Source organism: Microcystis aeruginosa FD4 (assembly GCF_009792235.1).
GTDB lineage: Bacteria > Cyanobacteriota > Cyanobacteriia > Cyanobacteriales > Microcystaceae > Microcystis > Microcystis viridis.
In genome coordinates, this window is record NZ_CP046973.1 from 3,970,791 (window position 1) to 3,994,649 (window position 23,859).

Below are 23,859 nucleotides of genomic sequence, written 5' to 3' on the forward strand. Positions count from 1 at the left end.
ATGTCAATCTTTGGTTCTTTGTGCGATCGAGTACGAGGATTTGTCCAGGGTAAAGTAATTGATAAAGCAGCTAATTTACCCGATATCACTCTCTTTGATAATCCCGATTTATTGAACTTAATTAAGTTAAGGAAAAAAAGGGTTAAATCCTCTAGAAGAATTATCCTTAGAATTGCTCATTTTTGACGAACCTACTGCCTACCTTATACTAAATCCTGTTTAAAAGGTATAGGAGAGCAGGGGAGCGGGGACTGCCGGAGCTGCGGAGAAGGGATTGGGGAGTGGGGAGAAAAAATCCATAACTTGTGAGTTAATCACACTATTAAAAACGGACTTGGTATAAGACAGTAATTCCGAGTAAACGTCATCGACCGGTCGGGAAAGAAACTGGTCAAACTAATCCTATTGAAAGATTAAATAATACTTTTCGACCAAGGATTTCTCGGCTGGTGAGAGAGAGTCTATCTTCCTCTAAAAAAATGGAGAATCCCGTTGGGGCTGCTTGGTATTTTATCCATGACTACAATGCACAGCAAAGCAAAGGATTAAGCCTCCATCACTACTACCGAATCACCCCCCTTAACGGTTACTAAAAGCCAGGGCAATACTGCCCAAAATCATGGTTAATAATAGCAATAATCCCTTATTTCTGAGACACCAATTTTTTAAAACCCTAGGCAAAGGGAGAGGAGGAATTTTTTCTGCTATTATTTGGCTATTTTTGTATAAAGTGCAGCTGGTAGCGTAGGGACGTTGGGGAAAATTACAGCTATCATCGCCATGATACAGACAAGTTTCACACAAAAACTCGCCGGTGACAGCTTGATGCAGGGTCATGCCGGGATGACCATAGGCCTTTAAAATATTAGAACAGTAGGGACATTGTAAGGCTTGACTATCGACCTTGTGCTGACAACGAGGACAGGTAATCATGATCGCTAAATTTTCCCTTTGAGGATTGTCATTGTTGATGATCATAGACTATAGCAAAATCCCCGGGCTTTTTCTGGTTATCTGACTAAATAGCTGCGCCATTGCGAGGCAACTTCTTCCAGTAAACGCCAAGTTTTCCCCTCGATCTGTCTTTGTAAATAAAGATCAAAATTGTTGTGTTGTTTGCTATCTTTTTGATGGGGCAATTGTAGAGTTAGATCGTAATCTCCCTGCAAGTGATAAGCGGGCAAATTGCCCACATAAATCGGTTCCAGACTGGTGACATTAATTTTAGCAATTTTTATCTGGGGATCATCGATCTGTAAAGATTGACTAAGGCGATCGGATGTGTGACGAAATTGTAATAAAAGGGCTTTGGCAACGATTTCTCCGTCAGGGGCAAATTCTTGCGGGGGAGTGACACTACCACAAGCAGTCAGGAAGACAAGGAAAATACTGGTTAAAAAACCGAGAAAACGGCGCATAGAATGATATTTTGAAAAAGAATGGCAGCGGGTTAAGAAAGATTATGACTCAACCAAATGAGCGAGAGAATTTCAGCCAAGCAGAAACGGTGATCCGACTACAAGAGGCGATCGAGCAGTTAAATTCGATCGTTTCCCAACTTAACACAGGAACGGGGACAGTGTTACCCTCAAAAGTTGCTGTTGATAATCTTCTTAACTCAACGCAACAGTTAGCCGCTGCTTTAAAACCAGACGAATTCGCGGGAGTTGAGCAAAGTTTAACCCCAGATTCTCCAATCGAAGCAGCGGAGGGAATCGACGATATTTTACCGGATTTCGATCAGGTCGAAGGGTGGTGGACGGCGATTTTGAATAAAATTCGCCGACTTTTACCGGGGGGAATTAGCGAAAAAATTCCCGATTGGTTAATTACCGGCTTGTTAACAGGAAGTTTAGTCACTATCCTATTGGTAGCTGTGGTCAGTTTACCGAAAAATCCTGCGGAAATTGCCGAAAATATGCCTGAAGTTGTCTCTAGTCCTTCCCCGGCAGCCGGGGAAATTATCGAAACTCCCCCAGAATTAACTGCACCAGAGGCACCGATTCCCGTCCCGATTACCAAAGCAAAACCGCGATTAACTCCCGAACAAAGCTTAGTCGCAGCCATTCAAGAGGAAATTACCGATTTAACTACTCGTTATCCTGCCGGGATTATTTCTACCGTAGAAGCGGATTTTTTGGCTAGTCGTCTAGTAGTTATTTTGGGCGATAATTGGTATAGCTTGGAGGCATCACAACAGGATAAATTGGCTAATTCGGTTTTTCAACGTTGCCAAAGTCTCGATTTTCGGCGCTTGGAAATGAGGGATAACGAGGGAATTCTCCTAGCTAGAAGTCCCGTTGTCGGCGATCAAGTGGTGATGGTCAATCGCACTCAACCCACCGCTGCCATCTCCTCTGGTGAGTAGTTGTGAGTGCGGGGGGAGGGAGTTTCAAGACAGCCTCAAGAATTCTCGCCAACCAGTCCGCTTTTTCCCCTCGCTGGTTAGAGATCTATCTAGGGTTGGCTGAATAAATCTAAAAACCTTGTTGGGTAAGACTTTTAGACTTTTTGTCAATCAAAAAGTGCCAGCCATTGGAGGGATCGGGGGGAAAATTCCAGGACTTTTTCCCTGAAGATTAGGTAATTGACCAGATGAAAATGGGTAAAACCCTACACCCTAAACCCTACACCCCACACCCTGCCCCCACGAGAAACTTTTTCAGCAAACCCTATCTAAATGCACACAAAGATTAGTGATCCCTGACTTAACAGTGCTATAATTGGCTAGGTAAAATTTTGTAACGATTCTTAAATCTTGAACCTACCCGATAGTCAATGCTTCCCCCCGCCGGGGGTAGTCGCAGCAGTTTTGGTGCGAGAAAAACTGCTCCGATCCAAGCCAACTCCCTTAAACTTTTCTAGGGTTCCCCTGACCGCAAGTGGGGATGGGGTGGGGGTGTGCGCGCCTGAAGCTGTCCATGAATTGGACTGAGATTTCAGTATGTATAGCCATGGGAGACGGTCTGTTGTAGGTTCGTGCGACTGCGAGGGCGCTTGAGGGTCACCTTGCGGTGGAGTACCAGTGAGGGGGAACACGGCTTTTCGAAGGATGAGGTCGCGGACGCGTAGAGTTGTGGTAGGATATTGGGGGGGGGGGGGGGGGGGGGGGGGGTTTGTTATTTTAGTTGATTTGTGAGGGGTGAGAGATTGATATTTGTGGTGTATGGGTGGGTGATTGGGGTGGTGTGGTGATTTTTGTGGTTTGTGGGTGGTTTTGTGTTTGGGTTGTGTGGTGTTTTTGTGTTGGTTGTGTGGTGTTGGTGGGGTTGGGGGTTGGTTTTGTGGTGTTGTGTTGGGGGTTGGTTTTGGGTGTTTTGTGGGTTATGGTTTGGGTGGTGTGGTTGTTTTGTTGTGTGGTTTGTGGGTTGGGGAGGAGAAGATAGTGTGTGTGGGGGGAAGAATTGAATTAATGTGATGGGTAAATGGGTATATTAAGTTAAATGGAAGAGATATTGATAAAAATGCAGTCAATACCCCCATCTGGGACAGCGATAGCGTCAAAGCAGATTTCGATCGCTCGGCCATGTTAACCCCGGATATCATCGCTCAGGCGATTCTGCAAGCGGTGTTACTGCCCAAACAGGCCGTAGTGGAAACGATGACCATTATGCCCAGTGCGGGGGCATTATAACCCGAAATACTTCTATTTATCAATCAATTCGCCTACAGGCATCTTCATTATGACCATAGCTTCTTCTAACGGTTTAAACGGTAATTTAACCGACGCTATCCAAGCACGCGTGACCACTCGCCCCGATCGCAACACCCACAATGGCAAAACCGCTCAAATTCATCCAACTTCCGACGAAAACAAAGAACAGATGATGGATGCGGTCAGAAATATCCTGATCTCGGTGGGGGAAGACCCCGAAAGAGAAGGTTTATTAAAAACCCCCAAACGGGTGGCCGAAGCGATGCAGTTTCTCACCCAAGGCTATCAACAATCCCTAGAAACCCTCGTTAATGGTGCGATCTTCGATGAAGGTCATAATGAGATGGTATTAGTGCGCGATATTGACTTCTTTAGTCTCTGTGAACATCATATGTTACCCTTCATGGGGCGGGCCCACGTTGCCTATATTCCTAACCAAAAGGTGGTCGGATTAAGTAAATTGGCCCGCATTGTGGAAATGTATTCCCGTCGTTTACAGGTCCAAGAGCGCCTCACCCGTCAGATTGCCGAAGCGATTCAAGAAATTCTCGACCCCCAAGGGGTTGCGGTAGTCATGGAAGCAACTCATATGTGCATGGTGATGCGCGGGGTGCAGAAACCGGGATCCTGGACTGTCACCAGCGCCATGTTAGGAGTCTTCCAAGACGAGCAGAAAACCCGCGAGGAGTATCTTAACCTGATCCGTCATAAACCCAATTTCTTCTAGTCCCGGAGATGGGGAAATGGGGAAATGGGGAAATGGGGAAATGGGGAAATGGGGAAATGGGGAAATGGGGAAATTTCAACTAAAACCCCAAAACCCCAAAACCCCAACACCCCAAAACCCCAACACCCCAACACCCCAACACCCCAACACCCTAAAACCCAAAACCTTCTAACTGATCAGTGATAACTGATCACTGATCCCTGAATTTTTGCAGTCGCTCTAACAAGAGGGCGACTTTTTTGAGGTCTTTATCACCGGGCGATCGCTCAACGCCGCTAGAGACATCAATGCCATCGGGGTGCAGCCGAGTTAAAGCTTCACTAATATTATCGGGGTTGAGTCCTCCGGCCAGAAACCAGGGCAAGGGGGGCGAAAAACTGGCTAAGGCTTGCCAGTCTAAGGTATGTCCCGTACCGCCGAGCAATTGGGGATGGTAGGCATCTAAAAGTAAAGTATCGACGCTATTGAAGTAAATTGCCGACTTTTCCCAACTTTCTCTGTCTTTGATCCGCAAAGCTTTGATAATTTCCCGGTCGGGTAATAATTGCCGCAACCTTTGGCAATATTCGGGAGATTCCTTACCATGTAACTGCACACTTGTCAAGGGGGTTTTAATAATTATTTGCTGAATAATTTCGGGTTGCTCGTCGGCAAAAACCCCGATAAAATCAATTTTGTCGGGTATTGCGGCGATAATAGCGTTAATTTGCTCGATTTTGACGTAACGAGGCGAACTCGGTACGAGGATAAAACCTAAAGCCGTAGCCCCTAAATTAGCGATCGCTCGGCCTTGGTCCGGTTGGGTAATGCCGCAAATTTTAATTCGCATTTAATCTTATTCGCAAAACGTTACAAAAACTGTTAAGTATTCAAACAAAAAGCCGTTTCGGGTCAAGAGCTTTTTATAATGCCCTTTGATTAACAAAATCTTATCAAGACTGGAGCGCCAATGATCCCTTCTGCCTTACTTTTAGCCACCGCTCAAACCATTCCCTGGAATTTATCCGTCGGCATTACCATGACCTTAGCTAACCTAGTAGCCTTCGTTATCGGTTATTTTGCCATCCAAAATACCGGGGCCGGCCCTGCTTTACCCTTGCCGCAGTTAGCCTCGAAAAAAAGCTTCGGTCTGCCGGAATTATTGGCGACCATGAGTTTTGGCCATATTCTCGGTGCGGGACTGATTCTCGGTCTTGCTAACGCGGGTATTCTCTAATCAGTAATCAGTAATCAGTGACCAGTAAACCTCAGAGAGAGGAGTAAGGAGCCAGTAGTCAGTAGTCAGGAGAACTAAGCATAAAGAGATTTTAGGCAACTTCATCCCTATTTTCCCATTTTTGAAGTCTCAAAAGTTAATTATGTCAGAAGTCTAGTAATCGTCCAGATCGGGTGATTATTCTGGCTGCTGGCGAGAAAACTAAGAAAGCAGTGGCCCAAGTCGAAGCTGGAGACTTTGCTGACGAAGAAGAAGCAGTATTGGCTAAATTAACCCATGAAAGTTAGATAGCTGCGGAAAGAAGTATCGAAAATAATTGGTAAATCCGAACGTTGCTAATCGCTTAATTAATCGTAAATATTGCCTCTAAAGTTAATCTCATAAATAAAGATTTCGTCTGTCTCCTTGACGATTTCAAAAATAACTCGCATTTTGCCAACACGAATTCTGGAGAATCCTTTTAACTCACCTTTAAGTTTTTTTATATCAAGTTCTTCAGGGGGATAAACGTTTTGAGTTTCAAGGCAGGTTTTGAGAATACCAATTTTAGTCAAAACAGATTTTCGGCTATTGGCATCTAGTTTCTCCAAAAATTTATTGGCTGATCTACTGATCCTGATCTTCACGATTAAACCAGCCTGTAATATCAACGAAGCCGTCGTCTTTGTAATCAACAGGATTAAAGGTTGCTTCTATGTCAGCTTGTTCTATATCATCAACATAGGGAATCAGCATCTCGAAGAATTTCAACCATTCTTCCCGCATAACTTCGCGAACGCCTTCCTTGATGATGGTTTTGAGCATTAGAGCATCTAAGGTGTTTGCAGGCTCCATATATTTTCCTCCAATCTACTTGAATTCTAGCAGCAGATCAAGAAAACGGGTTTCTTACAGCAGTTATCTTAAGGATTTTAGTTTTCTCAAGCCACTGTTCGAGGCAAGTCAAGAGATTGGAGGAGATTCAGGTAATCTAAGGATAGGCGGTTAAAGTGCGTCTTAGCTTACCTGATAACGTTCTTAAAATCTATCTTCAGTAAAAGTTACTCATTTTAGCTATCTAGCTATTTAACCCCGATCCTCACAAACAAAATCCACTACTCGATCGATTTCCCGGGATGAGCGGATGCGACGACTACCGCTGCCGAGTTCGCCGCCTCGACAATTAGCCCACCAACGCTCGCGACTGCCATTAACGATCGCATCAAATTCTCTAATTCTGCCACTATCATAATAACTGCGGCGATCAACGACAAAACGACCGATATTGGGGAGGCGAAATTCTTCGTAAACATTACCATCCCAACCGCCACCAAAATTACCGTCATGGTCGTCGATGCGTACCTCAAACTCGCCCCGACAACCATTTCTCACCACAATATTGCCGTTTTGGAAATCCCAATTACCCTCACAGGGAGCAGCGGAGCGAGTGCGGATTAATCTTACCTGAGCCCATCTAGCGTTGACGGGACAGCGAGTAGTGCGACCGTTTTGACTTTCACAATTAATTCTCGTGGTTCTGGCCGCTGCCGGCTCGCTCCCCAAGGGACAAATTAGCAACAAACCGAGACTAGATAATAAAATTTGGCGAAACATTGTCTTTATCTCCCAGAAATTCTCTAGTTTATCTTACAGGGGTATCCAGAAAATGAGTAGTAGTGCTTGAAGTGCCTTAATCAACAAAAAAGAAGGGTGAATTCAAATCACCCTTCCCCCTATTCGGTAAATTTTCTTGCCATCTTTAGAGAGCGTTACCGCGAGGTAATACTTCTTCAGGGAAGATAAAGTTTTCGTGGGGTTGGTCTTGGGGAGCCATCCAAGCTCTCAGACCTTCGTTAAGCAGAATATTTTTAGTGTAGAAGGTTTCAAATTCCGGGTCTTCCGCCGCTCTCAATTCCTGAGAAACGAAGTCATAGGCCCGTAGATTAAGGGCTAATCCCACTACACCCACAGCACTCATCCATAAACCAGTCACGGGGACAAAGAGCATGAAGAAGTGTAACCAACGTTTGTTGGAGAAAGCAATGCCGAAGATTTGCGACCAGAAACGGTTGGCAGTGACCATGGAGTAGGTTTCTTCCGCTTGGGTGGGTTCAAAAGCCCGGAAAGTGTTGGAACCTTCACCGTCTTCAAACAGGGTATTTTCTACCGTCGCTCCGTGAATAGCACAGAGAAGCGCACCACCGAGGATACCAGCTACACCCATCATGTGGAAGGGGTTAAGGGTCCAGTTGTGGAAGCCTTGGAAGAAGAGAATGAAACGGAAGATACCAGCCACGCCGAAGCTAGGGGCAAAGAACCAGCTAGACTGACCGAGGGGGTACATCAGGAAGACACTGACGAACACCGCAATCGGGCCAGAGAAGGCGAGGGCGTTGTAGGGACGAATGCCGACTAAACGGGCGATTTCAAACTGACGTAGCATGAAGCCAATCAAGCCGAAAGCACCGTGCAGGGCGACAAAGGGCCATAAACCGCCGATTTGACACCAACGGGTGAAGTTTCCTTGGGCTTCCGGTCCCCAGAGAAAGAGGATGGAGTGACCGAAGGCATCGGCGGGGGTGGAGACGGCAACGGTAAGGAAGTTGCCGCCTTCCAGGTAGGAACTGGCTAACCCGTGGGTGTACCAGGAGGTGACGAAGGTGGTGCCGGTTAACCATCCACCTAGGGCCATGAAGGCGCAGGGGAAGAGTAGTAAACCAGACCAACCGATGAAGACGAAACGGTCTCTTTTGAGCCAGTCATCGAGAGCATCAAACAGCCCTCTTTCTGGGGCGCGTCCGACAGCAATGGTCATGGGGGTTTTCTCCGAAAATATATATTATTGCTAAGATTCCGCCCTCTCCCCTCCATCTATCCGAGCAGGCGAGCAGATGTGTGGAAGAATTGTGAGAAATCTTTACTTTTCTTAACTTACACTATATTGGAAAAAATAGCCAATGTTTTTCAGGTCGATCTTAAAAAAATCTAAAATTTTTCGGGAGACCACTTCCTGCGCCCTCAAAGCTGTTGTCATTGGCAAATGCGGCAAAATCGATCTGAGTGGAATGCTAGACCCCTCTGTGCGGTAATTATGCCCAAATTGAGGTGATTAAACCGCACGGTGCGGTATTAAGTCCTATTAAGGGGTGTTAGACTGATGGAAGTGAGATCCTAGGATAGAGGGGGTTGATCGACCGCAGGGAGCGGTATAATAGATGGTTGGGCTGAACAAGAAGGAGAATTCATGTACAAAGATGATATTCTGAACCTGATAAAGCAATCACCACTTGAGATTGATACTGAAATACAAATGACTGGAAAGCCCCCAACAATGGCTAACTCCGAATTTCTCACGAACAAGGAACAGGGTGATTGGGCTGAAACAATCGTCTTTAAGGCAGTCAATGAATATTCTGGTGATTATTTTGCTGTTAAATATGGGCGTTCCGAATCCATAGCCGCAGGTGATGATGGATTTGCTGATTTCTATATGGAATATCAGAGCGAACTTAATGCGATAGGTAAGAGGCCAGATATCCTGATATTTAAGGTCAGAGACTTTCCAGATGGAAGTAAGTAGTCGGACATAAATTCTGTCGTCTATCTTAAGAAATGTAATTCTGGCAATTCTTGCTGACTCCTGACTTGAAAGAGGGTGTAGGGTGTGGGGTGTGGGGTGTGGGGTGTAGGGAAAGAAACCTCTTTCATCTGTGGGGGTGAAAATTTTTTCATCAGGATTGACTCCTGACTTCTAAAATATTAACAATGTTTTCCTAGTATTTTTGCAGAAACTTTTGGAAATTATATCTGTCAAGTTGTTTCAATATCTGAACATCTACATATTTACCTATGTCTCCTATTGCTCAAGGTATTCCCAGATTACCAGATTTAACACATCCTGATGAATTAATCAAGTTTGGTACGCAACTAATTCAAGGTTCACTATTGTTTGCGTTTTTAATTGTAGCTTTGGGAGTTGCGATCGCGCTCATCAGTTTTTCTCTGAGACGCAACACCAGCGAACAAGCTGTTTTCTTTGGGGAATGGTCGATTCGTTATTCCCAACTTCTCAAAGAACTACAACATTTAGCCCTAATTTTAATTTTAGTAGTTACGGGATTTTTCCTCACTTCTACTTTAAGCAACCGTTACCATCACTGGGAACAAGCAAAAGTAGCACAAGTAGCGGAAAGTGTCGCAGGTGATAAATTAGAACAAATTGCACCCCAAGTGCGTTACATCGTCGAAGAACCTTATAGCTATACTACTCAAGTTAACGGCAAAATAGTCAAGGTGACAGATAAACAAAAAGTTACTCGCTATTTAAACGTAGCAGCTTCAAACATTCAAGTTAAAATTGACCAAAGTGTAAACGTGCAGAGTCGCAGTGCCATTTATCTTACAGATTACACTGCTGATTATAAAATTGTCAATTCACTAAGTGATGTTAATAGTTTTTTCTTTGAAGCTCCACCACCATTAGGCTACTCCTTGCTTTCTAGTTATAAAGTAGAAAGAGATGGCACAAGATTAAAACAAATAAACCCTGGAGATTATGGTTTTCTCTTGCAGTTAGAACCAGGACAAGAAACCACAATTAAAGTTAGCTATCAAGCACAAGGTGGACCACGTTGGGTTTATAATGCCACTAATCAATTACTTTCTCAATTTCGCCTCACAACAATTGCTAATTTTAGAAATGCTGATTTTGCTAGTGGGATAGTTCCTCATGAAATTAAAAGTGATGATGACAGTACCCAATTTACTTGGATATTTGATGAGAATGTTTCTGTAAGAAATCCCTTTGGCGTATTTACGTCCACCAAACCAATAGGAAAAACTGGGATTATGCCCCGGTTATTATTGTTAGCACCAGCCTTATTTTTGTGGTGGATATTGCTTTTATATTTGTCCCTACCCATGAGTTTAAAAAATTTGGTGATCGCTGCGGGTATTTTCTTTGCTTGCTTATTAACTTTAACCTATCTGGCGCGAGTAATGAATGCAGAAATAGCTTGGTTGATCATATCCTTGATTTTACTCGGTTTCATCTATGGTTTAGGTGCAAATCGTCACGCTGCTTTAGCCGCCATTATTTGTACTATTGCTGGAGCAATTTTACCAGTATTTGCATTATTAATTCCCTTTAGTGGTTTAACCTTGAGTTTAGCAGGTTTGTTATCAGTCGGGTGGTTAGCAATACATCATTGGTACGGAGTGTTTAACCTGAGAGGGGGACAAGCCAGCTAGAAGGTAGTGCGATGCCGAAGGCACTGCGTAGCAGTACGCCGATCTTGTAGGTTGGGTTTCGTTTCTCAACCCAACCTACATTATATTTATATTATTTTAATCGAAGCGTTGGGAGTGCGATGCCGAAGGCACTGCGTAGCAGTACGCCAATCTGGTTGAGTGCGTTAATAAAATGTAACGCGCCTTATTTTGTTTTAACGCAAGTGATTGTCTCGCAGTAGATTCTGATCAGGTATAATGTCAGATAAGGCAGCAATTTAAGAAAATTTACAATCATGGTATTGCGTCAGATCCGCTCCGCTATATTAGAAAAAAATTTCCCAAACAGGGCGATGCTCTTTAGGTTTAGTTTTAACATTCTGGAGACATAAACTATGCAACTAGAAGACTACTTTATCTTTCTCGCTGAGAATGACATTCGCATAAAAAATACACGAATTGGTATTGAAACAGTTTTGTATGACTATATTTACCGTAGTCGAACACCTGAAGAAATTACCAAAACTTACCTATCATTAAACCTAGAACAGGTTTATGCCACTATTCTCTATTATCTTCACAACAAACAAGAGATCGGTGAGTACCTCACTAATTGGCTAGAGTGGGGACACAAAATGAGAGAAGAGCAAAAGCTTAATTCCCCGCCGATTTCTGAAAAATTGCGTCAACTTCGAGCCGAACGACTAAGCTCAGGGAAATCCTATGCAAATCAAGTATTTGATCGATGAAAATCTCCCTCCAATTTATCAAATACAGCTACGGCGCAAAGAACCTGATTTAGTAGTCTGGGCAATTGGCGATCCTAACACACCACCAAAAGGCACTTTAGATACAGAAATCCTGATTTGGTGTGAAAAATACAACTTTATTCTCGTAACGAATAATCGTAGCTCTATGCCTGTCCATCTAATCGATCATCTCGCCCAAGGGCAACACATTCCTGGAATCTTCCAAATCAATCCCAGTATGAGCTTGGGTGAAACTATTGAGGAATTAGTACTAGCTGCTCTTGCTTCTCTCGATGACGAGTACAGAGATCGGATTTCCTATTTGCCGTTGCTATAAGTGCGATCGCCGATCTTATAGGCTGCATTCCCCAAGACAACTCCTGATTAGGGTTTGCTGAAAAAGTACGGGCGAAGCATTCGGATAGAAAATCTTCGGTTTCACCGATAGGTTATTGCCCGAATGCTTCGCCCCTACAGGACGCGGGCCGATGTATCGGTTATGAACACATTTACTGCTGTTGTGGAAAAAGATTTTGATACTAATCTCTATGTTGGTTATGTCCCTGGGTTCCCTGGAGTACATTCTCAAGGTGAAACTTTAGATGAATTACAGAAAAATCTTTGTGAAGTGATAGAAATGCTCCTTGAGGATGAACAAACAAGATTTGAAACAGTATTTGTTGCTATACAGTAACCATCGGCAATATACCTGTTCTGAAACCACAGGAAGTGGTTCGTATCTTAGAAAATCTTGGCTTTGTTGAGGTACGTCAGAAAGACTCCCATAAACAGTTCCTTCCTGAAGATGAACGTGCAACTACCGTTCCATTTCATAAATATGGCTTGAAGAAGTGAGAGAATAGAGTGGAATGATCAGATGCTTCCATGCCTAGAAAGATCCGAGAGTTGAAAGCTCAAATTGCCCGTGAAGGATTTGTTTACTTACCCAAACGCGGCAAGGGCAGCCATGAACGTTGGAGACATCCTTTGATCGGAAAAACACTGACAATCCCGGGCAAAGATGGAGATGATGTCCCACTTTACCTAGAAAAACAACTGACAAAACTACTGACTGAACTGAAAGAGTTGCGAGAGGATGGAGATTAATGAATAGATACAGCATGATTGTTCAGTGGTCTGATGAAGATCAGCTTTTCCTGGTAACGATCCCAGAGTTTTCTGATCTTGTCGTCATGCCTTGTACTCATGGCAAAACTCGTCAAGAGGCTATCCACAACGGGGAAGAAGTGATTGAAATGTACTTGGAAGCCTGGCGGACAGAAGGTGAAGTGATTCCCGAACCCAGAACAAGATCGATCGCTTGATACTCGCGATCGGTCCTGGGGCATAATAACGCCTCTGCACACCGACTGCCGAGATTTAATCGGTTATGACCCTAAGGTTATCTGCACAGTGAACAGCAATCAGTGAACTGAAAACTCACATCTGATAACTGATAACTGATCACTGACTTCCCAACCCCTGCTATACAATGGTTTTTGACTTGTTTTTTGGAAGGGAACGCTAAACTATGTATTCGATCGATATTACCCTGAAACTCTCGCCCATCCCCATTTCCGTGCAGCGCAAGGAAGAAGCAGCAGCAGACGCTTTGTATCAAACAATTATTAACGCTATGCGATCGCCAAATCCTGAATTATTAGAATTAACCTGCGAAAAACAAACCGATAAAAAGGTGGCGGTTTTGAGCGATCAGATCAGTGCGGTGATTGTGTCACAAAAATCTGGGGCTGCCTCCACCGGTAGAGCGCCGGGGTTTGTCGCTTTAGCCACAGAATAGTTCTTTCATCAGTTATCAGTGAGCAGTAAACAGTAAACAGTAATCAGTGAGCAGTAAAAAGACAGTAGGAAACTTCTATTTAATACTGCACACTTAAAAACTCAAATCTGATAACTGAAAACTCAAAACTGATAACTGATAACTGATAATTCATGACTATAAAAGTAAAAGACCTCTGGTTTAGCTGGCCGAATGGGAAATCAGTATTAAACGGCTGCTCTTTGCAAGTTCCCAGAGGGGAATTTTGGATGTTGTTGGGGACAAATGGCAGCGGTAAATCCACCCTGCTGCGGTTGTTAGCGGGATTATTAAAACCTAGTCGCGGGGAAATAGAGATACCTAACCCCCTCGGTTTTGTTTTTCAAAATCCCGACCATCAGTTAGTTATGCCGACAGTGGGGGCAGATGTGGCTTTTGGGTTGGTATCCGAGGGTTTATCCACGCCGGCAATTCGGGCCCGGGTGCGGGAATCCCTAGGGGCGGTGAATTTATTAGAAATGGAAAAACGACCGATTTATGCTCTCAGTGGCGGACAAAAGCAAAGAATTGCCATTGCGGGGGCTTTAGCTCGTCATTGCGAGGTTTTGCTCTTTGATGAACCCACCGCCCTTTTGGATGGGGATACCCAGTTAGAATTAGTCTCTCAAGTGCAGAAATTGGTCAAAAACCGCGGGATTACAGCCCTTTGGGTGACGCATCGCCTTGATGAATTGGATTACAGTGATGGAGCATTTTTGTTAGAGGGGGGCAAGGTAACGGATCGGGGAAATCCCCTAGAATTAAAAGCGAGATTATTGGCAAGTGCGGCGGGAGAATCCTAAATTTTTTGTTAATATCATTAGGATGCTGTTTTTTAGAACTGCCCTTAATGCCACACCAATTACTCTCAAAGCCATGGTTAATTCTTCTGATCGTTCCCTTCTGCTGGTTGACGGCTACAACGTCATCGGCGCTTGGCCGTCCCTGAAAAAAATTAGCGATCGCCACGGTCTCGAACCGGCGCGAGACAAGTTAATTGAAACCTTAATCGGTTACACGCACCATCAGGGTTATCAAACCCAAATCGTCTTCGATTCCTACCTTCAAGATACCCCCAGCAGCCAGGAACGCTACACTAACCATTTATCGGTTTATTTTACCGCTCACGCTCAAACCGCCGACACCTATATCGAGAAAACCTGTGCCGATTTTTGGCACGATCGCGCCCCAGCTATCGGACGGATTATCGTCGCTACCTCTGATAATGCCCAAAAAATGACCGTTATGGGTTATGGGGCCCAGTGGATTTCCGCTCAACGTCTGGAAATCGAGGTGGATTTAACCGGTCGTCGTCTGAGAAAATCCCAGAGTTCTTCTCAAAGTCCCAAAGGGCGTTTTTTATTCCATTCTCTCGATGCTCAGGTGCAACAGAAACTAGAGAAAATGCGCCACGGAATTAGTTATCAAAAACCTTGACAAATTACCTCAAATATGTATCGACAAAAATCCCCAGCAGAGGCACAGGTAACTGTGTCTCTACGCTTTTCAAGGTCAGTTGCGGTCTGGGGGATTTTGTCACAAGCTGGCCGCTCTAAACCACTGGTTTCACAGCTGCAATTCTGCTAAACCTAAATAATAAATTCCCGTGGGTGTCACTTGGAAGCGACAGGGTAAAACCTTGACTCCTTTAGCCACTGCTTGACGCAATAACTGCCCGTATTTAGCATCTTTACTATCCCCCGGAGCAAACCGGTCACAATCACCCCGATTAATAAAGTAGAGCATAATCGCCTCCGCTGCCGGCAATAAAGCCATTAATTCGTTTAAATGCTTCTGTCCCCGCGTGGTGACAGTATCGGGAAAAAGTGCCGTTTCTCCCTGATTCCAAGTGGTATTTTTGACCTCGATATAGGTGAGGGAATTATCCCCGTGGGTCAACAGAAAATCAATTCTACTGCCATTATTTTGACCGTAGGCCACTTCCGATCGCACTTCGGTGTCATTTTTGACCAAATCGGGAAAAAATTGCAACAGGGCATTTTTCACCACCTGATTGGGAAGATTGGTATTAACTCCCACCCAAGTCTCCCCCAGTTGAATCATCTCCCAGGTATAAGCTAATTTTCGCTTCGGGTTATCACTACGGGAAAGATAAACCGGTTGACCCTCTACACATACATCCGTCATCGGTCCGGTATTAGCGCAATGGGCCGTAATTAATTCTCCGTTGTCCAGTTGTATGTCGGCAAAAAAGCGTTTGTAACGTTTAATTAAAATACCCTTGACAAGGGAAGGGTAACTGTGAACCAACAAGGAAGTCATCAAATTTTCGCCGAGGGATATCAAGGTAAAGAATAGCCTTTTTTTGGGAATCTTAACCTGAAGACAAGAAACCTTTCAGTTATCAGTGAACAGTGATCGGTAAACAGTAATCATACTATTTTCCTTTATTCCTAGCAGGCATTTTACTCTCTTGGGTTTGGTGGGTAAAATGTATTATAAAATACATTCCTGCTGGCGAGCAAATGGAACGAACCACAAAGACACAAAGGACACAAAGATTGATCGGTCTTATATAAGTTAAACTTATCACACAAAGAATAAGAGAGCCGGCATTTTACTCCCCTCTCCCTTTGGTTGTGGGGGTAAGGGAAATTAACCATCTCTGCGATTACTTTTGAAAAATGGCATCAGTGACAAGAAAACGGCAATTTTCTGCTTAAGACTGTCCACTAAAAACTCACATCTGATCACTGATAACTGATAACTGATCACTGATAACTGATAGCCGCTCAGGTACAATAAAACCTTGAGGCTTAATAGACATTGAGATTATGGGTAACACTTTCGGACGACTATTTCGGGTTTCCACTTTTGGAGAATCTCACGGGGGTGGGGTAGGAGTGGTTATCGATGGTTGTCCCCCGCGCTTAGAAATTTCCGAAGAGGAGATTCAAATCGATTTAGACCGTCGCAAACCGGGACAAAGCAGAATCGTGACCCCGCGTCGGGAAAATGACATTTGTGAGATAATTTCGGGCGTTTTTGAAGGCAAAACCCTCGGTACACCGATCGCTATTTTAGTGCGGAATCAGGATGCTCGTTCGCAAGATTACAACGAAATGGCCGAGAAATTCCGACCTTCCCACGCGGATGCTACCTACGAAGCAAAATACGGCATTCGCAACTGGAAAGGAGGAGGCAGATCTTCGGCCCGGGAAACCATCGGCCGGGTGGCTGCGGGAGCGATCGCTAAAAAAATCCTTAAATCTGTCTATAACGTCGAGATTATCGGTTATGTGAAGCGAATTAAAGATATTGAGGCAATCATCGACCCCAACAGCGTCACCCTCGACGAGGTGGAAAGTAATATGGTGCGTTGTCCCAACGGGGAAACGGCCGCCAAAATGATCGCCCTGATTGACCAAATTCGCCTGGATAAGGACTCGATCGGCGGTGTGGTGGAATGTGTAGCCAAAAATGTGCCGAAAGGTCTAGGAGAACCCGTTTTTGATAAGCTAGAAGCCGATTTAGCTAAGGGGATGATGTCCTTACCCGCGAGTAAGGGATTTGAAATCGGATCGGGATTTGCGGGAACCTTCTTAACCGGCAGCGAACACAATGACGAGTATTTTATCGATGATAACGGGGAAATTCGCACCACTAGCAATCGTTCGGGGGGTATCCAAGGGGGAATCAGTAACGGTGAAAATATTATCATCCGCATCGCTTTTAAACCCACCGCGACTATCGGTAAAGAACAAAAAACCGTGACGCGCACCGGAGAAGAAACCACCCTGGCAGCCAAAGGAAGACATGATCCTTGTGTTTTACCCCGGGCCGTCCCGATGGTGGAAGCGATGATGGCTTTGGTATTATGCGATCATCTGCTCCGTTTTCAGGGACAATGTACGATTAGCGATCGCTTTTTCTAAACCTTTACCCGCGATGAAATTTTTATTCCTTCATGCCAATTTTCCCGCCCAATTTCGCCATTTAATCACGGTTTTGGCTCAAGACCCCGGAAATCAAGTGATTTTCGGCACTACCAGGCAAGAGGGAGAGATAGCGGGGGTAAAAAAATTTATTTACAAGGAAAGTCGCGCTGTTTCTCCCCAAACCCATCATTATGTCCGTCCCCTGGAAAGTGCGGTTTTACAAGGTCAAGCGGTTTATGCTGTTTGCCAACAACTGAAAAATCAAGGATTTTATCCCGATATTGTCTATGCACATTCTGGCTGGGGGCCGGGTCTATTTATCAAGGATATTTTCCCGAAAACTAAGTTTTTAGCCTATTTTGAATGGTTTTATCATGCCCATGGTTCCGATGCTGATTTTGATCCGGCGGATCCCCTTAATGCTGATGCCGAGGCCCGGATTAGAATTAAAAATGCGCCAATCCTCATCGATCTGGTTAGTTGCGATCGAGGTTTATCACCGACTATCTGGCAAAAACAACAATTTCCCCGCGAATTTCACCCGAAACTGACGGTTTTACACGATGGCATCGATACGGACTATTTTTGTCCCCGTCCCGATGTGCAGTTAGTGATTCCAGAGATAGGTTTAGATTTATCGGGTGTTAAGGAGATTGTCACCTATGCAACCCGGGGAATGGAACCCTATCGCGGTTTTCCCCAATTTATGACGGCTGTTTCCCTAATTTTAGCCCGTCGGCCTAACTGTCATATCGTCATTGTCGGGGAGGATCGAGTCGCTTATGGGAAAACTCTACCGGACGGCAAAACCTATAAACAATTGATGTTAGAAAGCCTTTCTTTGGATTTATCCCGGGTGCATTTTACCGGTTCTCTGCCCTATGGTCAATATAAACAGGTTTTACAAGCATCGGCTGCCCATATCTATCTTACCCGTCCTTTTGTGCTGTCTTGGTCGATGTTAGAGGCTATGGCTATGGGTTGCGTGGTGATTGGTTCCGATACTCCCCCCGTGCGAGAATTAATTACTGATGGGGAAAATGGTTTATTAGTGGATTTCTTTTCTCCCCAACAAATAGCCGATCGCGTGGATGAAGTGTTAGATTATCCCCAGGGTTGGCAAAATCTGCGTTTAAATGCTAGGGAAACTATCAAGCAACGCTACGACCTCAAGCAATGTTTACAGTATCATCTAGATTGGTTATTGAGTTGATTTTTCAGTGAGCAGTAATCAGTGAACAGTAATCAGTGAATAGTAATCAGTAATCAGTGAAAAGAAAGCTGCGAACTTGCTGGGTAATTAGTCACCGCAATAAGGACAGCCTTATTGATAATGACTAAACATAGAAGTATTACCGGGTAAGGGTTTCTCAATCAACATATATGAAATACTTATACTAAATCCAGTTATTAAAGACTGATTATCTATTCCTCCTTTTGCCTCTTGCCTATCCTGATATGTAACATATACTCAACGGATTTAGTATTACCTGCTCGTCTTTCTTCTAATAATACGGAGGCGATGAAACGGTTAAAAATTTGTTCCCTTTTGATGGAATATTGAAAATTTAATTCTTGGCATTCTGCCACTGTTAAGTTAAACCATAATCTTTAGATAGGCGGAAAAAATCACCATTTTATATTGTTATGTTGATTCAATATTTTTTATCCCGGCTCTAAATTCCCGCAGTGCTTGAGCATGATTTTCTATACCAATACAACGCATTAATAAACCTACATCTAAATTCGGTAAAATTTGCGATTTACTAACAGCTTCATAACCATCATTTCCTAAACTATAAAACAATAACTCATCATTCATCCAAAACCAAACTTCAGCAATTTGTAACCGTTTGTATGCTTCCAGTTTATTAATTCCTCCACTACTAACAACCACCTCAATCACTAAATCAGGATGTTTTCTATTTGCTCCCAACTCATAGGATTTATCACCTTCTCTTTTAACCTTTTCAAATTCATTTTCTAAGGTGACAGAACCAGTAGGAGTAAAATCTAATCCCAAAAATTCTAAATAAATTTCTAGTAAAGCGCCAATACGTTCTTTGATGGTTTCGTGTTTTTTCCCTGGCATTTTTCTAATCTCCAAAACTCCATCTAAAAAAGATAACCTTAACCCTGGGCGATCGATTAGCTGTTCAACAGCTTTAAATTCTCTCCAGGTTAAGTCACTAATTAAAATTGGTTCTGCTTCTCGTTCGATTAGTGTAGTTATCATAATTTAAACCCAAATTTAGAGCGTGAATTTTGTTCACTATGATATGATATAAAAACAGAGTATCATAAAAAACATCATACAAGCATACAAACTCAAAGGAAAAATTGATCAATCTGGTAACTTGCTGATTACCGAACCCCTGAATTTACCCCCCGGAAACGTGGAAATTGTAGTTTGGGCAGCCACAGACACCCTTTAATATTTAATAGAATTTTCTTGCAGCCATTCTGATGTAGTTTCTTGACTTTCTTGGCCGTTTGCTAGTCGTTCCATTATTAAAACGACTTCGGGTTCTGGAACATCCAACGAATATCCATTTAATTCCAGAAAGATAGCCATTACTACGAAAGCTACCCGTTTATTACCATCTATAAAAGCATGATTTTTAGCAAATCCATAACCATAAGCCGCAGCTAAATCAAATATACTGGGTGTAGGTTCACCATAAGCAAGTAAATTTTTCGGTCTATCTAAACTAGCTAAAAACAAATTGTTATCTCGCACACCTGCAAGACCACCATGCTGTATTAATTGGTCTTCATGTATAGCTTTAACAATTATTTCATCTAACCAGAAAATTCCATTCATTTCCCTAACTCATGAAGTGCATTTCTGTATTTTGTGCTGACTTTTCTGTAAGCCTCCATTGCTTTTTCAAAATCAGGATTACCAGCAGTTATAATAATACCTGTTGGTGTTTCAGTGACAAATACACTGTCTCCTTCTTGAACTTTAAGTTTTTCCATGGCTTCTTGAGGTAATGTTATAGCCAAGGAATTTCCAACTCTACTAATTTTTAAGGTGTACATTTAGTTAATAACCTCCTATTCAGCCAATTTGAGATAATAATATAAAAACAGAGTATCATAAAAAACATCATGCAAGCATACAAACTCAAAGGAAAAATTGATCAATCTGGTAACTTGCTGATTACCGAACCCCTGAATTTACCCCCCGGAAACGTGGAAATTGTAGTTTGGGCAGCCACAGACACCCTTGATCATACCACAACCCCAACCACTGAATCAGCACCAGAAACACCAAAAAGACCAACTAAAATCAAGGTTTTGCAAAACTGGTTTGAGAAAACCCAACCTGCACCTCCTGATTTTGATCCAGATCAAGCTAAATGGGAATATTTAAAGGAGAAACATAACCTGTGAAAGTCTTGCTTGATACCAACATAATTGATAGTGTAAACTTAAAGAGTTCACCTATTACCAAAATTCTATGACTCGCTGGTTTAATATTGCCGGTCCCTGTCAAGACGATATCCACTATATGCTCTCTCCCACAGTCAGATTACCAGATTTAGAGGAGCTAATTCAACAACGTAGTTATTTTGTCCTTCACGCACCACGACAAACAGGGAAAACCACAGCCATGTTATCCCTAGCAAAACAACTTACCGATACGGGAAATTATGCCGCAGTCATGGTGTCAGTGGAAGTAGGAAGTGCATTTAATCATGATCCTACTGCCGCAGAATTAGCAATTTTAGGAACTTGGTATAATACAATAAATATCCGCTTACCCAAAGAATTGCAACCACCTGTTAAACAATGGCAACAGGAAGAACCAGGAAATAGAATTAATGATTTTTTAAGAGGTTGGTCAAAAGCTATCAATCGTCCCATAGTATTATTTATAGATGAAATCGACTCTTTACAAGACCAAACATTAATATCAGTTTTACGACAGTTAAGAGATGGTTTTCCTAATCGTCCAGAAAATTTCCCGACCTCAGTAGGATTAATTGGTTTACGAGATGTGAGAGATTATAAAGTAGCATCTGGTGCTAGTGATAGATTAAATACATCTAGTCCTTTTAATATAAAAGTTGCTTCTCTGACTATGCGAAATTTTAATCTTGCAGAAGTGGGAGAATTATATCAACAACATACAGCATCAACAGGACAAAATTTTACACCAGAAGCAATAGAAACAGCTTATGATTTAACTCAAGGACAACCTTGGTTAGTCAATGCTTTAGCTAAAGAAATTGTAGAAAAAATGGTAAAAGATAGAAATATTGCTATTACAAAAGAACATATTTTAACAGCTAAAGAAATATTAATTGCTCGTCAAGATACTCATTTAGATAGTTTAGCTGAACGGTTAAGAGAACCAAGAATAAAAGCTATTATTGAACCAATGTTAGCAGGTTTAGAATTAGGAAATATCCCGAATGATGATATTCAATTTGTCATTGATTTAGGATTATGTAAAATGCACCCTTATGGAGGATTAACTATTGCTAATCCCATTTATCGGGAAGTGTTACCCAGGGTGTTAACGGTGACACCAATGGCTTCTTTACCAATGATTGCACCCACTTGGTTAACCCCAGAGGGTGAATTAAATATTGATGGTTTATTAACAGCATTTCTCAAGTTTTGGCGACAACAGGTCGAACCGTTATTAGGTAGTACAAGCTATCATGAAATTGCCCCCCATATAGTATTAATGGCTTTTTTACATCGTGTGGTTAATGGTGGGGGAGTTTTAGAAAGGGAATATGCAATTGGTAGTGATAGAATGGATCTATGTCTGCGTTATAAAGATGTAATTTTAGGGATTGAATTAAAAGTATGGCGGGATAAAAAACGTGATCCTCAAGCTGATGGAATTGAACAATTAGAATCTTATTTAGGACGTTTGGGATTAGATTTTGGTTGGTTATTTATCTTTGATAGGCGGAAAAATGCTTTACCAATGGAAGAAAGGTTATCAACTGAGGTTGTGGTGACGGAAAATCAACGGAAAATTACTGTGATTCGGGCGTGAGTGTTTCCAAAACTCACTGTTTATGTTACATTTCATTAACGCATCCTACAGGATTAACTTTTAGAATTTTGCTAAACTAGAAATAGGTAGAAAACAAGGAAATATAAAGTTATGACAGTTGCTAATTCATCAATTTCTCAACAATACACACTTGATATTGAACCAGAAGGACGTTTAACTTTACCCCAAGAAATCCAACAAATTCTTAATTGAGAATCTGGAGATAGATTAATCTTAACTCTGGAAGATAGCGGCAAACTCCAATTAGTCAGCCTCAAACAAAAAGTTAAAAAATTAAGAGGTTTATTAAAAGATAAATCACCTGATAGAAATTTAGTAGATGAACTTATTCAAGAACGCAGACAGGAGTATTTAAGTGAATAAATCTGTGTTAGATGCTGCTGCCTTTTTAGCTTATCTTAGAGATGAAACAGGAGCAGAAATTGTAGAAAATGCCTTGATTAATGGGTGTTATAATCGAAAACCCAGAACCCGCAAGATTTCTTGGGCGCTCGATTAGCTATTCAACAGCTTTAAATTCTCTCCAGGTTAAGTCACTAATTAAAATTGGTTCTGCTTCTCGTTCAATCAATGTAGTTATCTTGATATCATTTGAAAAATATCATAGTCTGACAAACTACCCTTAATCATACCATAGCCAGTAAACCTTTTGAGAATACCAAATTATCAGACCTTTTGTAAAAATCAAAAATTGTTGTTAGGATTAGGAGTCAGTAGTCAGGAGAATTAAGAATGAATAATAATCAATTAAATGGTCTATTTACATATTTTATGCCATTTAATCCTTATTTTTGACGTTTTTGAACCCTCAAAAATTAATTAGGGCTGGCTGAATAATGGTAAAACCCTTTTAAAATAAGGCTTTTTGACCTGTTAAAATCCGATGTTCATGCTGCGAAAATAGGATTGGGACATTCAAAAACCTGGCATTATCCTTTTTATAGTACATACGCTAGTATAAAAAAGAAGGCAACAAAGCCTGAAACTCCTGACTCCGTTCGGCGGTTTCTAGCGTACGCCCTTTCTTCGATAAGAGCGGTAATCCCTTTGAGTTCTTTTTCTAGGGATAATGTTCACCCTGTTACATTATGGGCGCAAGCGTTGCGCCCCTACCGCCGCGCGTGGTGTGATTGGTAGGGGCGTATAGCGTACGCCCTTTCTTCGATAAGAGCGGTAATCCCTTTGAGTTCTTTTTCTAGGGATAATGTTCACCCTGTTACATTATGGGCGCAAGCGTTGCGCCCCTACCGCCGTGCGTGGTGTGATTGGTAGGGGCGTATAGCGTACGCCCTTTCTTCGATAAGAGCGGTAATCCCTCTGAGTTCTTTTTCTAGGGATTCAGGAATTTTTGTCCAATCAATTAATTGGTGAACTTCGGGAAAGAAAAAGCATAAAAACTCTTCAAAATACTCGCTTAATGCTTCTTTCCAGGGTTCATCATAATTGGCGGTTGTTCGGTTCAAGAGCTGCCTAACGAACCCTACAATATCTGTTGTATTATCTAATAAAAACCACAGAGACACAGAGGACAGAGAATTAACC

The 23,859-nt window shown here is 42.6% G+C and carries 35 protein-coding genes and 3 pseudogenes; 24 read left to right on the forward strand and 14 right to left on the reverse strand.

The features are described 5' to 3' along the window. Nucleotides 1-186 (forward strand): hypothetical protein, encoded by a 186-nt coding sequence (locus tag GQR42_RS19840; protein WP_158201295.1) that lies wholly within the window; start codon nt 1-3, stop codon nt 184-186. 152 nt (nt 187-338) lie between these two features. Then, nucleotides 339-593 (forward strand): annotated as a pseudogene (locus GQR42_RS19845) (hypothetical protein); the annotation flags it as partial. Here the strand turns inward: GQR42_RS19845 and GQR42_RS19850 are convergent. Both GQR42_RS19850 and GQR42_RS19855 read right to left on the reverse strand, forming a co-directional pair. Continuing rightward, nucleotides 580-933 (reverse strand): hypothetical protein, encoded by a 354-nt coding sequence (locus GQR42_RS19850; protein ID WP_158202529.1) that lies wholly within the window; start codon nt 931-933, stop codon nt 580-582. The pseudogene GQR42_RS19845 and the gene GQR42_RS19850 overlap by 14 nt on opposite strands. Nucleotides 934-1,010: 77 nt before the next feature. Beyond that, complete coding sequence (locus GQR42_RS19855) at nt 1,011-1,418, reverse strand: hypothetical protein (RefSeq protein ID WP_158201296.1); 408 nt, start codon at nt 1,416-1,418, stop codon at nt 1,011-1,013. A gap of 44 nt (nt 1,419-1,462) precedes the next feature. Between GQR42_RS19855 and GQR42_RS19860 the strand changes: the two genes are divergently transcribed. From GQR42_RS19860 to GQR42_RS19875, 4 genes and pseudogenes are all read left to right on the forward strand, one after another. Beyond that, complete coding sequence (locus GQR42_RS19860; protein WP_158201297.1) at nt 1,463-2,368, forward strand: hypothetical protein; 906 nt, start codon at nt 1,463-1,465, stop codon at nt 2,366-2,368. Nucleotides 2,369-3,454: 1,086 nt separating this feature from the next. Continuing rightward, nucleotides 3,455-3,634: pseudogene (locus GQR42_RS19865) on the forward strand (SDR family oxidoreductase); the annotation flags it as partial. A 49-nt stretch (nt 3,635-3,683) separates the two neighbouring features. Continuing rightward, the gene (gene folE / locus GQR42_RS19870; protein ID WP_002738197.1) at nt 3,684-4,382 is read left to right on the forward strand and encodes a GTP cyclohydrolase I FolE; all 699 of its coding nucleotides are present in this window, start codon (nt 3,684-3,686) and stop codon (nt 4,380-4,382) included. 16 nt (nt 4,383-4,398) lie between these two features. Next, on the forward strand, nt 4,399-4,554 hold the full coding sequence (locus GQR42_RS19875; RefSeq protein WP_158201298.1) for a hypothetical protein: 156 nt from the start codon (nt 4,399-4,401) through the stop codon (nt 4,552-4,554). Between the two features lie 18 nt (nt 4,555-4,572). On the opposite strand, the gene GQR42_RS19880 is transcribed toward GQR42_RS19875, so the two are convergent. Then, nucleotides 4,573-5,211, reverse strand: coding sequence for a phosphoribosylanthranilate isomerase (locus GQR42_RS19880; RefSeq protein ID WP_158201299.1), 639 nt, complete (start codon nt 5,209-5,211; stop codon nt 4,573-4,575). 120 nt (nt 5,212-5,331) lie between these two features. Here GQR42_RS19880 and psaK point away from each other — a divergent pair, with 120 nt between their 5' ends. After that, complete coding sequence (gene psaK, locus GQR42_RS19885) at nt 5,332-5,598, forward strand: photosystem I reaction center subunit PsaK (RefSeq protein WP_158201300.1); 267 nt, start codon at nt 5,332-5,334, stop codon at nt 5,596-5,598. A 173-nt stretch (nt 5,599-5,771) separates the two neighbouring features. Then, entirely contained in the window at nt 5,772-5,885 is a 114-nt protein-coding gene (locus GQR42_RS19890) for a CopG family transcriptional regulator (RefSeq protein WP_158201301.1), read from the forward strand. 60 nt (nt 5,886-5,945) lie between these two features. On the opposite strand, the gene GQR42_RS19895 is transcribed toward GQR42_RS19890, so the two are convergent. From GQR42_RS19895 to psbD, 4 genes are all read right to left on the reverse strand, one after another. Next, entirely contained in the window at nt 5,946-6,248 is a 303-nt protein-coding gene (locus GQR42_RS19895; protein ID WP_158201302.1) for a type II toxin-antitoxin system RelE family toxin, read from the reverse strand. Then, nucleotides 6,205-6,432 (reverse strand): hypothetical protein, encoded by a 228-nt coding sequence (locus tag GQR42_RS19900; RefSeq protein ID WP_158201303.1) that lies wholly within the window; start codon nt 6,430-6,432, stop codon nt 6,205-6,207. The genes GQR42_RS19895 and GQR42_RS19900 overlap by 44 nt, the downstream gene beginning before the upstream one ends. A gap of 231 nt (nt 6,433-6,663) precedes the next feature. Further along, nucleotides 6,664-7,191: a DUF3011 domain-containing protein gene (locus GQR42_RS19905; protein ID WP_158201304.1), complete on the reverse strand. Its 528-nt coding sequence runs from the start codon at nt 7,189-7,191 to the stop codon at nt 6,664-6,666. Between the two features lie 145 nt (nt 7,192-7,336). Next, nucleotides 7,337-8,392, reverse strand: a complete 1,056-nt coding sequence (psbD, locus tag GQR42_RS19910; RefSeq protein ID WP_002737445.1) for a photosystem II D2 protein (photosystem q(a) protein) — start codon at nt 8,390-8,392, stop codon at nt 7,337-7,339. 429 nt (nt 8,393-8,821) lie between these two features. On the opposite strand from psbD, the gene GQR42_RS19915 reads away from it, so the two are divergent. Continuing rightward, entirely contained in the window at nt 8,822-9,157 is a 336-nt protein-coding gene (locus GQR42_RS19915; protein ID WP_233271091.1) for an AccI family restriction endonuclease, read from the forward strand. 20 nt (nt 9,158-9,177) lie between these two features. On the opposite strand, the gene GQR42_RS29625 is transcribed toward GQR42_RS19915, so the two are convergent. Next, the gene (locus GQR42_RS29625) at nt 9,178-9,309 is read right to left on the reverse strand and encodes a hypothetical protein (RefSeq protein ID WP_257792595.1); all 132 of its coding nucleotides are present in this window, start codon (nt 9,307-9,309) and stop codon (nt 9,178-9,180) included. Nucleotides 9,310-9,426: 117 nt separating this feature from the next. On the opposite strand from GQR42_RS29625, the gene GQR42_RS19920 reads away from it, so the two are divergent. The 10 genes from GQR42_RS19920 (at nt 9,427) to GQR42_RS19965 (ending at nt 14,811) form a co-directional block, all read left to right on the forward strand. Further along, entirely contained in the window at nt 9,427-10,827 is a 1,401-nt protein-coding gene (locus GQR42_RS19920; protein WP_158201305.1) for a UbiA family prenyltransferase, read from the forward strand. A gap of 374 nt (nt 10,828-11,201) precedes the next feature. Then, a complete protein-coding gene (locus GQR42_RS19925) occupies nt 11,202-11,555 on the forward strand; it encodes a DUF433 domain-containing protein (RefSeq protein ID WP_158201306.1) in 354 nt (117 codons plus the stop codon). Continuing rightward, nucleotides 11,530-11,892 carry a DUF5615 family PIN-like protein gene (locus GQR42_RS19930; protein WP_158201307.1) on the forward strand — a complete coding sequence of 121 codons (363 nt, stop codon included), beginning with the start codon at nt 11,530-11,532 and terminating at the stop codon, nt 11,890-11,892. Before GQR42_RS19925 ends, GQR42_RS19930 begins: the two co-directional genes overlap by 26 nt. Nucleotides 11,893-12,054: 162 nt before the next feature. Further along, nucleotides 12,055-12,249 carry a type II toxin-antitoxin system HicB family antitoxin gene (locus GQR42_RS19935; protein ID WP_158201308.1) on the forward strand — a complete coding sequence of 65 codons (195 nt, stop codon included), beginning with the start codon at nt 12,055-12,057 and terminating at the stop codon, nt 12,247-12,249. 35 nt (nt 12,250-12,284) lie between these two features. Then, nucleotides 12,285-12,410 (forward strand): type II toxin-antitoxin system HicA family toxin, encoded by a 126-nt coding sequence (locus GQR42_RS19940; RefSeq protein WP_233271092.1) that lies wholly within the window; start codon nt 12,285-12,287, stop codon nt 12,408-12,410. A 30-nt stretch (nt 12,411-12,440) separates the two neighbouring features. After that, nucleotides 12,441-12,662: a type II toxin-antitoxin system HicA family toxin gene (locus GQR42_RS19945; RefSeq protein WP_158201309.1), complete on the forward strand. Its 222-nt coding sequence runs from the start codon at nt 12,441-12,443 to the stop codon at nt 12,660-12,662. Further along, on the forward strand, nt 12,662-12,880 hold the full coding sequence (locus GQR42_RS19950) for a type II toxin-antitoxin system HicB family antitoxin (protein ID WP_158201310.1): 219 nt from the start codon (nt 12,662-12,664) through the stop codon (nt 12,878-12,880). The genes GQR42_RS19945 and GQR42_RS19950 overlap by 1 nt, the downstream gene beginning before the upstream one ends. Before the next feature lie 206 nt (nt 12,881-13,086). Then, on the forward strand, nt 13,087-13,356 hold the full coding sequence (locus GQR42_RS19955) for a hypothetical protein (RefSeq protein ID WP_002756830.1): 270 nt from the start codon (nt 13,087-13,089) through the stop codon (nt 13,354-13,356). 152 nt (nt 13,357-13,508) lie between these two features. After that, the gene (locus GQR42_RS19960; protein WP_046662508.1) at nt 13,509-14,177 is read left to right on the forward strand and encodes an energy-coupling factor ABC transporter ATP-binding protein; all 669 of its coding nucleotides are present in this window, start codon (nt 13,509-13,511) and stop codon (nt 14,175-14,177) included. Between the two features lie 22 nt (nt 14,178-14,199). Then, nucleotides 14,200-14,811, forward strand: coding sequence for an NYN domain-containing protein (locus GQR42_RS19965; RefSeq protein ID WP_158201311.1), 612 nt, complete (start codon nt 14,200-14,202; stop codon nt 14,809-14,811). A gap of 129 nt (nt 14,812-14,940) precedes the next feature. Here the strand turns inward: GQR42_RS19965 and sfsA are convergent, their stop codons facing one another. Further along, nucleotides 14,941-15,657 (reverse strand): DNA/RNA nuclease SfsA, encoded by a 717-nt coding sequence (gene sfsA, locus GQR42_RS19970; protein WP_158201312.1) that lies wholly within the window; start codon nt 15,655-15,657, stop codon nt 14,941-14,943. Nucleotides 15,658-16,169: 512 nt separating this feature from the next. On the opposite strand from sfsA, the gene aroC reads away from it, so the two are divergent. Together aroC and GQR42_RS19985 are read left to right on the forward strand one after the other, a co-directional pair. Beyond that, a complete protein-coding gene (gene aroC / locus GQR42_RS19980; RefSeq protein ID WP_158201314.1) occupies nt 16,170-17,270 on the forward strand; it encodes a chorismate synthase in 1,101 nt (366 codons plus the stop codon). 13 nt (nt 17,271-17,283) lie between these two features. Beyond that, nucleotides 17,284-18,486 (forward strand): glycosyltransferase family 4 protein, encoded by a 1,203-nt coding sequence (locus tag GQR42_RS19985; protein WP_158201315.1) that lies wholly within the window; start codon nt 17,284-17,286, stop codon nt 18,484-18,486. A 432-nt stretch (nt 18,487-18,918) separates the two neighbouring features. On the opposite strand, the gene GQR42_RS19990 is transcribed toward GQR42_RS19985, so the two are convergent. The 3 genes from GQR42_RS19990 to GQR42_RS20000 form a co-directional block, all read right to left on the reverse strand. Continuing rightward, nucleotides 18,919-19,509, reverse strand: coding sequence for a Uma2 family endonuclease (locus tag GQR42_RS19990; RefSeq protein ID WP_158201316.1), 591 nt, complete (start codon nt 19,507-19,509; stop codon nt 18,919-18,921). A 195-nt stretch (nt 19,510-19,704) separates the two neighbouring features. Then, complete coding sequence (locus GQR42_RS19995; protein WP_158201317.1) at nt 19,705-20,097, reverse strand: type II toxin-antitoxin system death-on-curing family toxin; 393 nt, start codon at nt 20,095-20,097, stop codon at nt 19,705-19,707. Beyond that, a complete protein-coding gene (locus GQR42_RS20000) occupies nt 20,094-20,318 on the reverse strand; it encodes an AbrB/MazE/SpoVT family DNA-binding domain-containing protein (RefSeq protein WP_158201318.1) in 225 nt (74 codons plus the stop codon). The genes GQR42_RS19995 and GQR42_RS20000 overlap by 4 nt, the downstream gene beginning before the upstream one ends. 69 nt (nt 20,319-20,387) lie before the next feature. Here GQR42_RS20000 and GQR42_RS20005 point away from each other — a divergent pair, with 69 nt between their 5' ends. The 3 genes from GQR42_RS20005 to GQR42_RS20020 all read left to right on the forward strand — a co-directional run bounded on the left by GQR42_RS20005 (nt 20,388) and on the right by GQR42_RS20020 (nt 22,816). Beyond that, nucleotides 20,388-20,672, forward strand: coding sequence for a hypothetical protein (locus GQR42_RS20005; protein WP_158201319.1), 285 nt, complete (start codon nt 20,388-20,390; stop codon nt 20,670-20,672). A 67-nt stretch (nt 20,673-20,739) separates the two neighbouring features. Beyond that, a complete protein-coding gene (locus tag GQR42_RS20010) occupies nt 20,740-22,296 on the forward strand; it encodes an AAA-like domain-containing protein (RefSeq protein WP_158201320.1) in 1,557 nt (518 codons plus the stop codon). A 376-nt stretch (nt 22,297-22,672) separates the two neighbouring features. Further along, the gene (locus GQR42_RS20020) at nt 22,673-22,816 is read left to right on the forward strand and encodes a hypothetical protein (RefSeq protein ID WP_233271093.1); all 144 of its coding nucleotides are present in this window, start codon (nt 22,673-22,675) and stop codon (nt 22,814-22,816) included. Between the two features lie 3 nt (nt 22,817-22,819). Here GQR42_RS20020 and GQR42_RS20025 read toward each other — a convergent pair. Both GQR42_RS20025 and GQR42_RS20030 read right to left on the reverse strand, forming a co-directional pair. Then, a pseudogene (locus GQR42_RS20025) lies at nt 22,820-22,897 on the reverse strand (Uma2 family endonuclease); the annotation flags it as partial. A gap of 664 nt (nt 22,898-23,561) precedes the next feature. Next, on the reverse strand, nt 23,562-23,780 hold the full coding sequence (locus GQR42_RS20030; RefSeq protein WP_158201321.1) for a hypothetical protein: 219 nt from the start codon (nt 23,778-23,780) through the stop codon (nt 23,562-23,564). Nucleotides 23,781-23,859 lie beyond the last annotated feature (79 nt).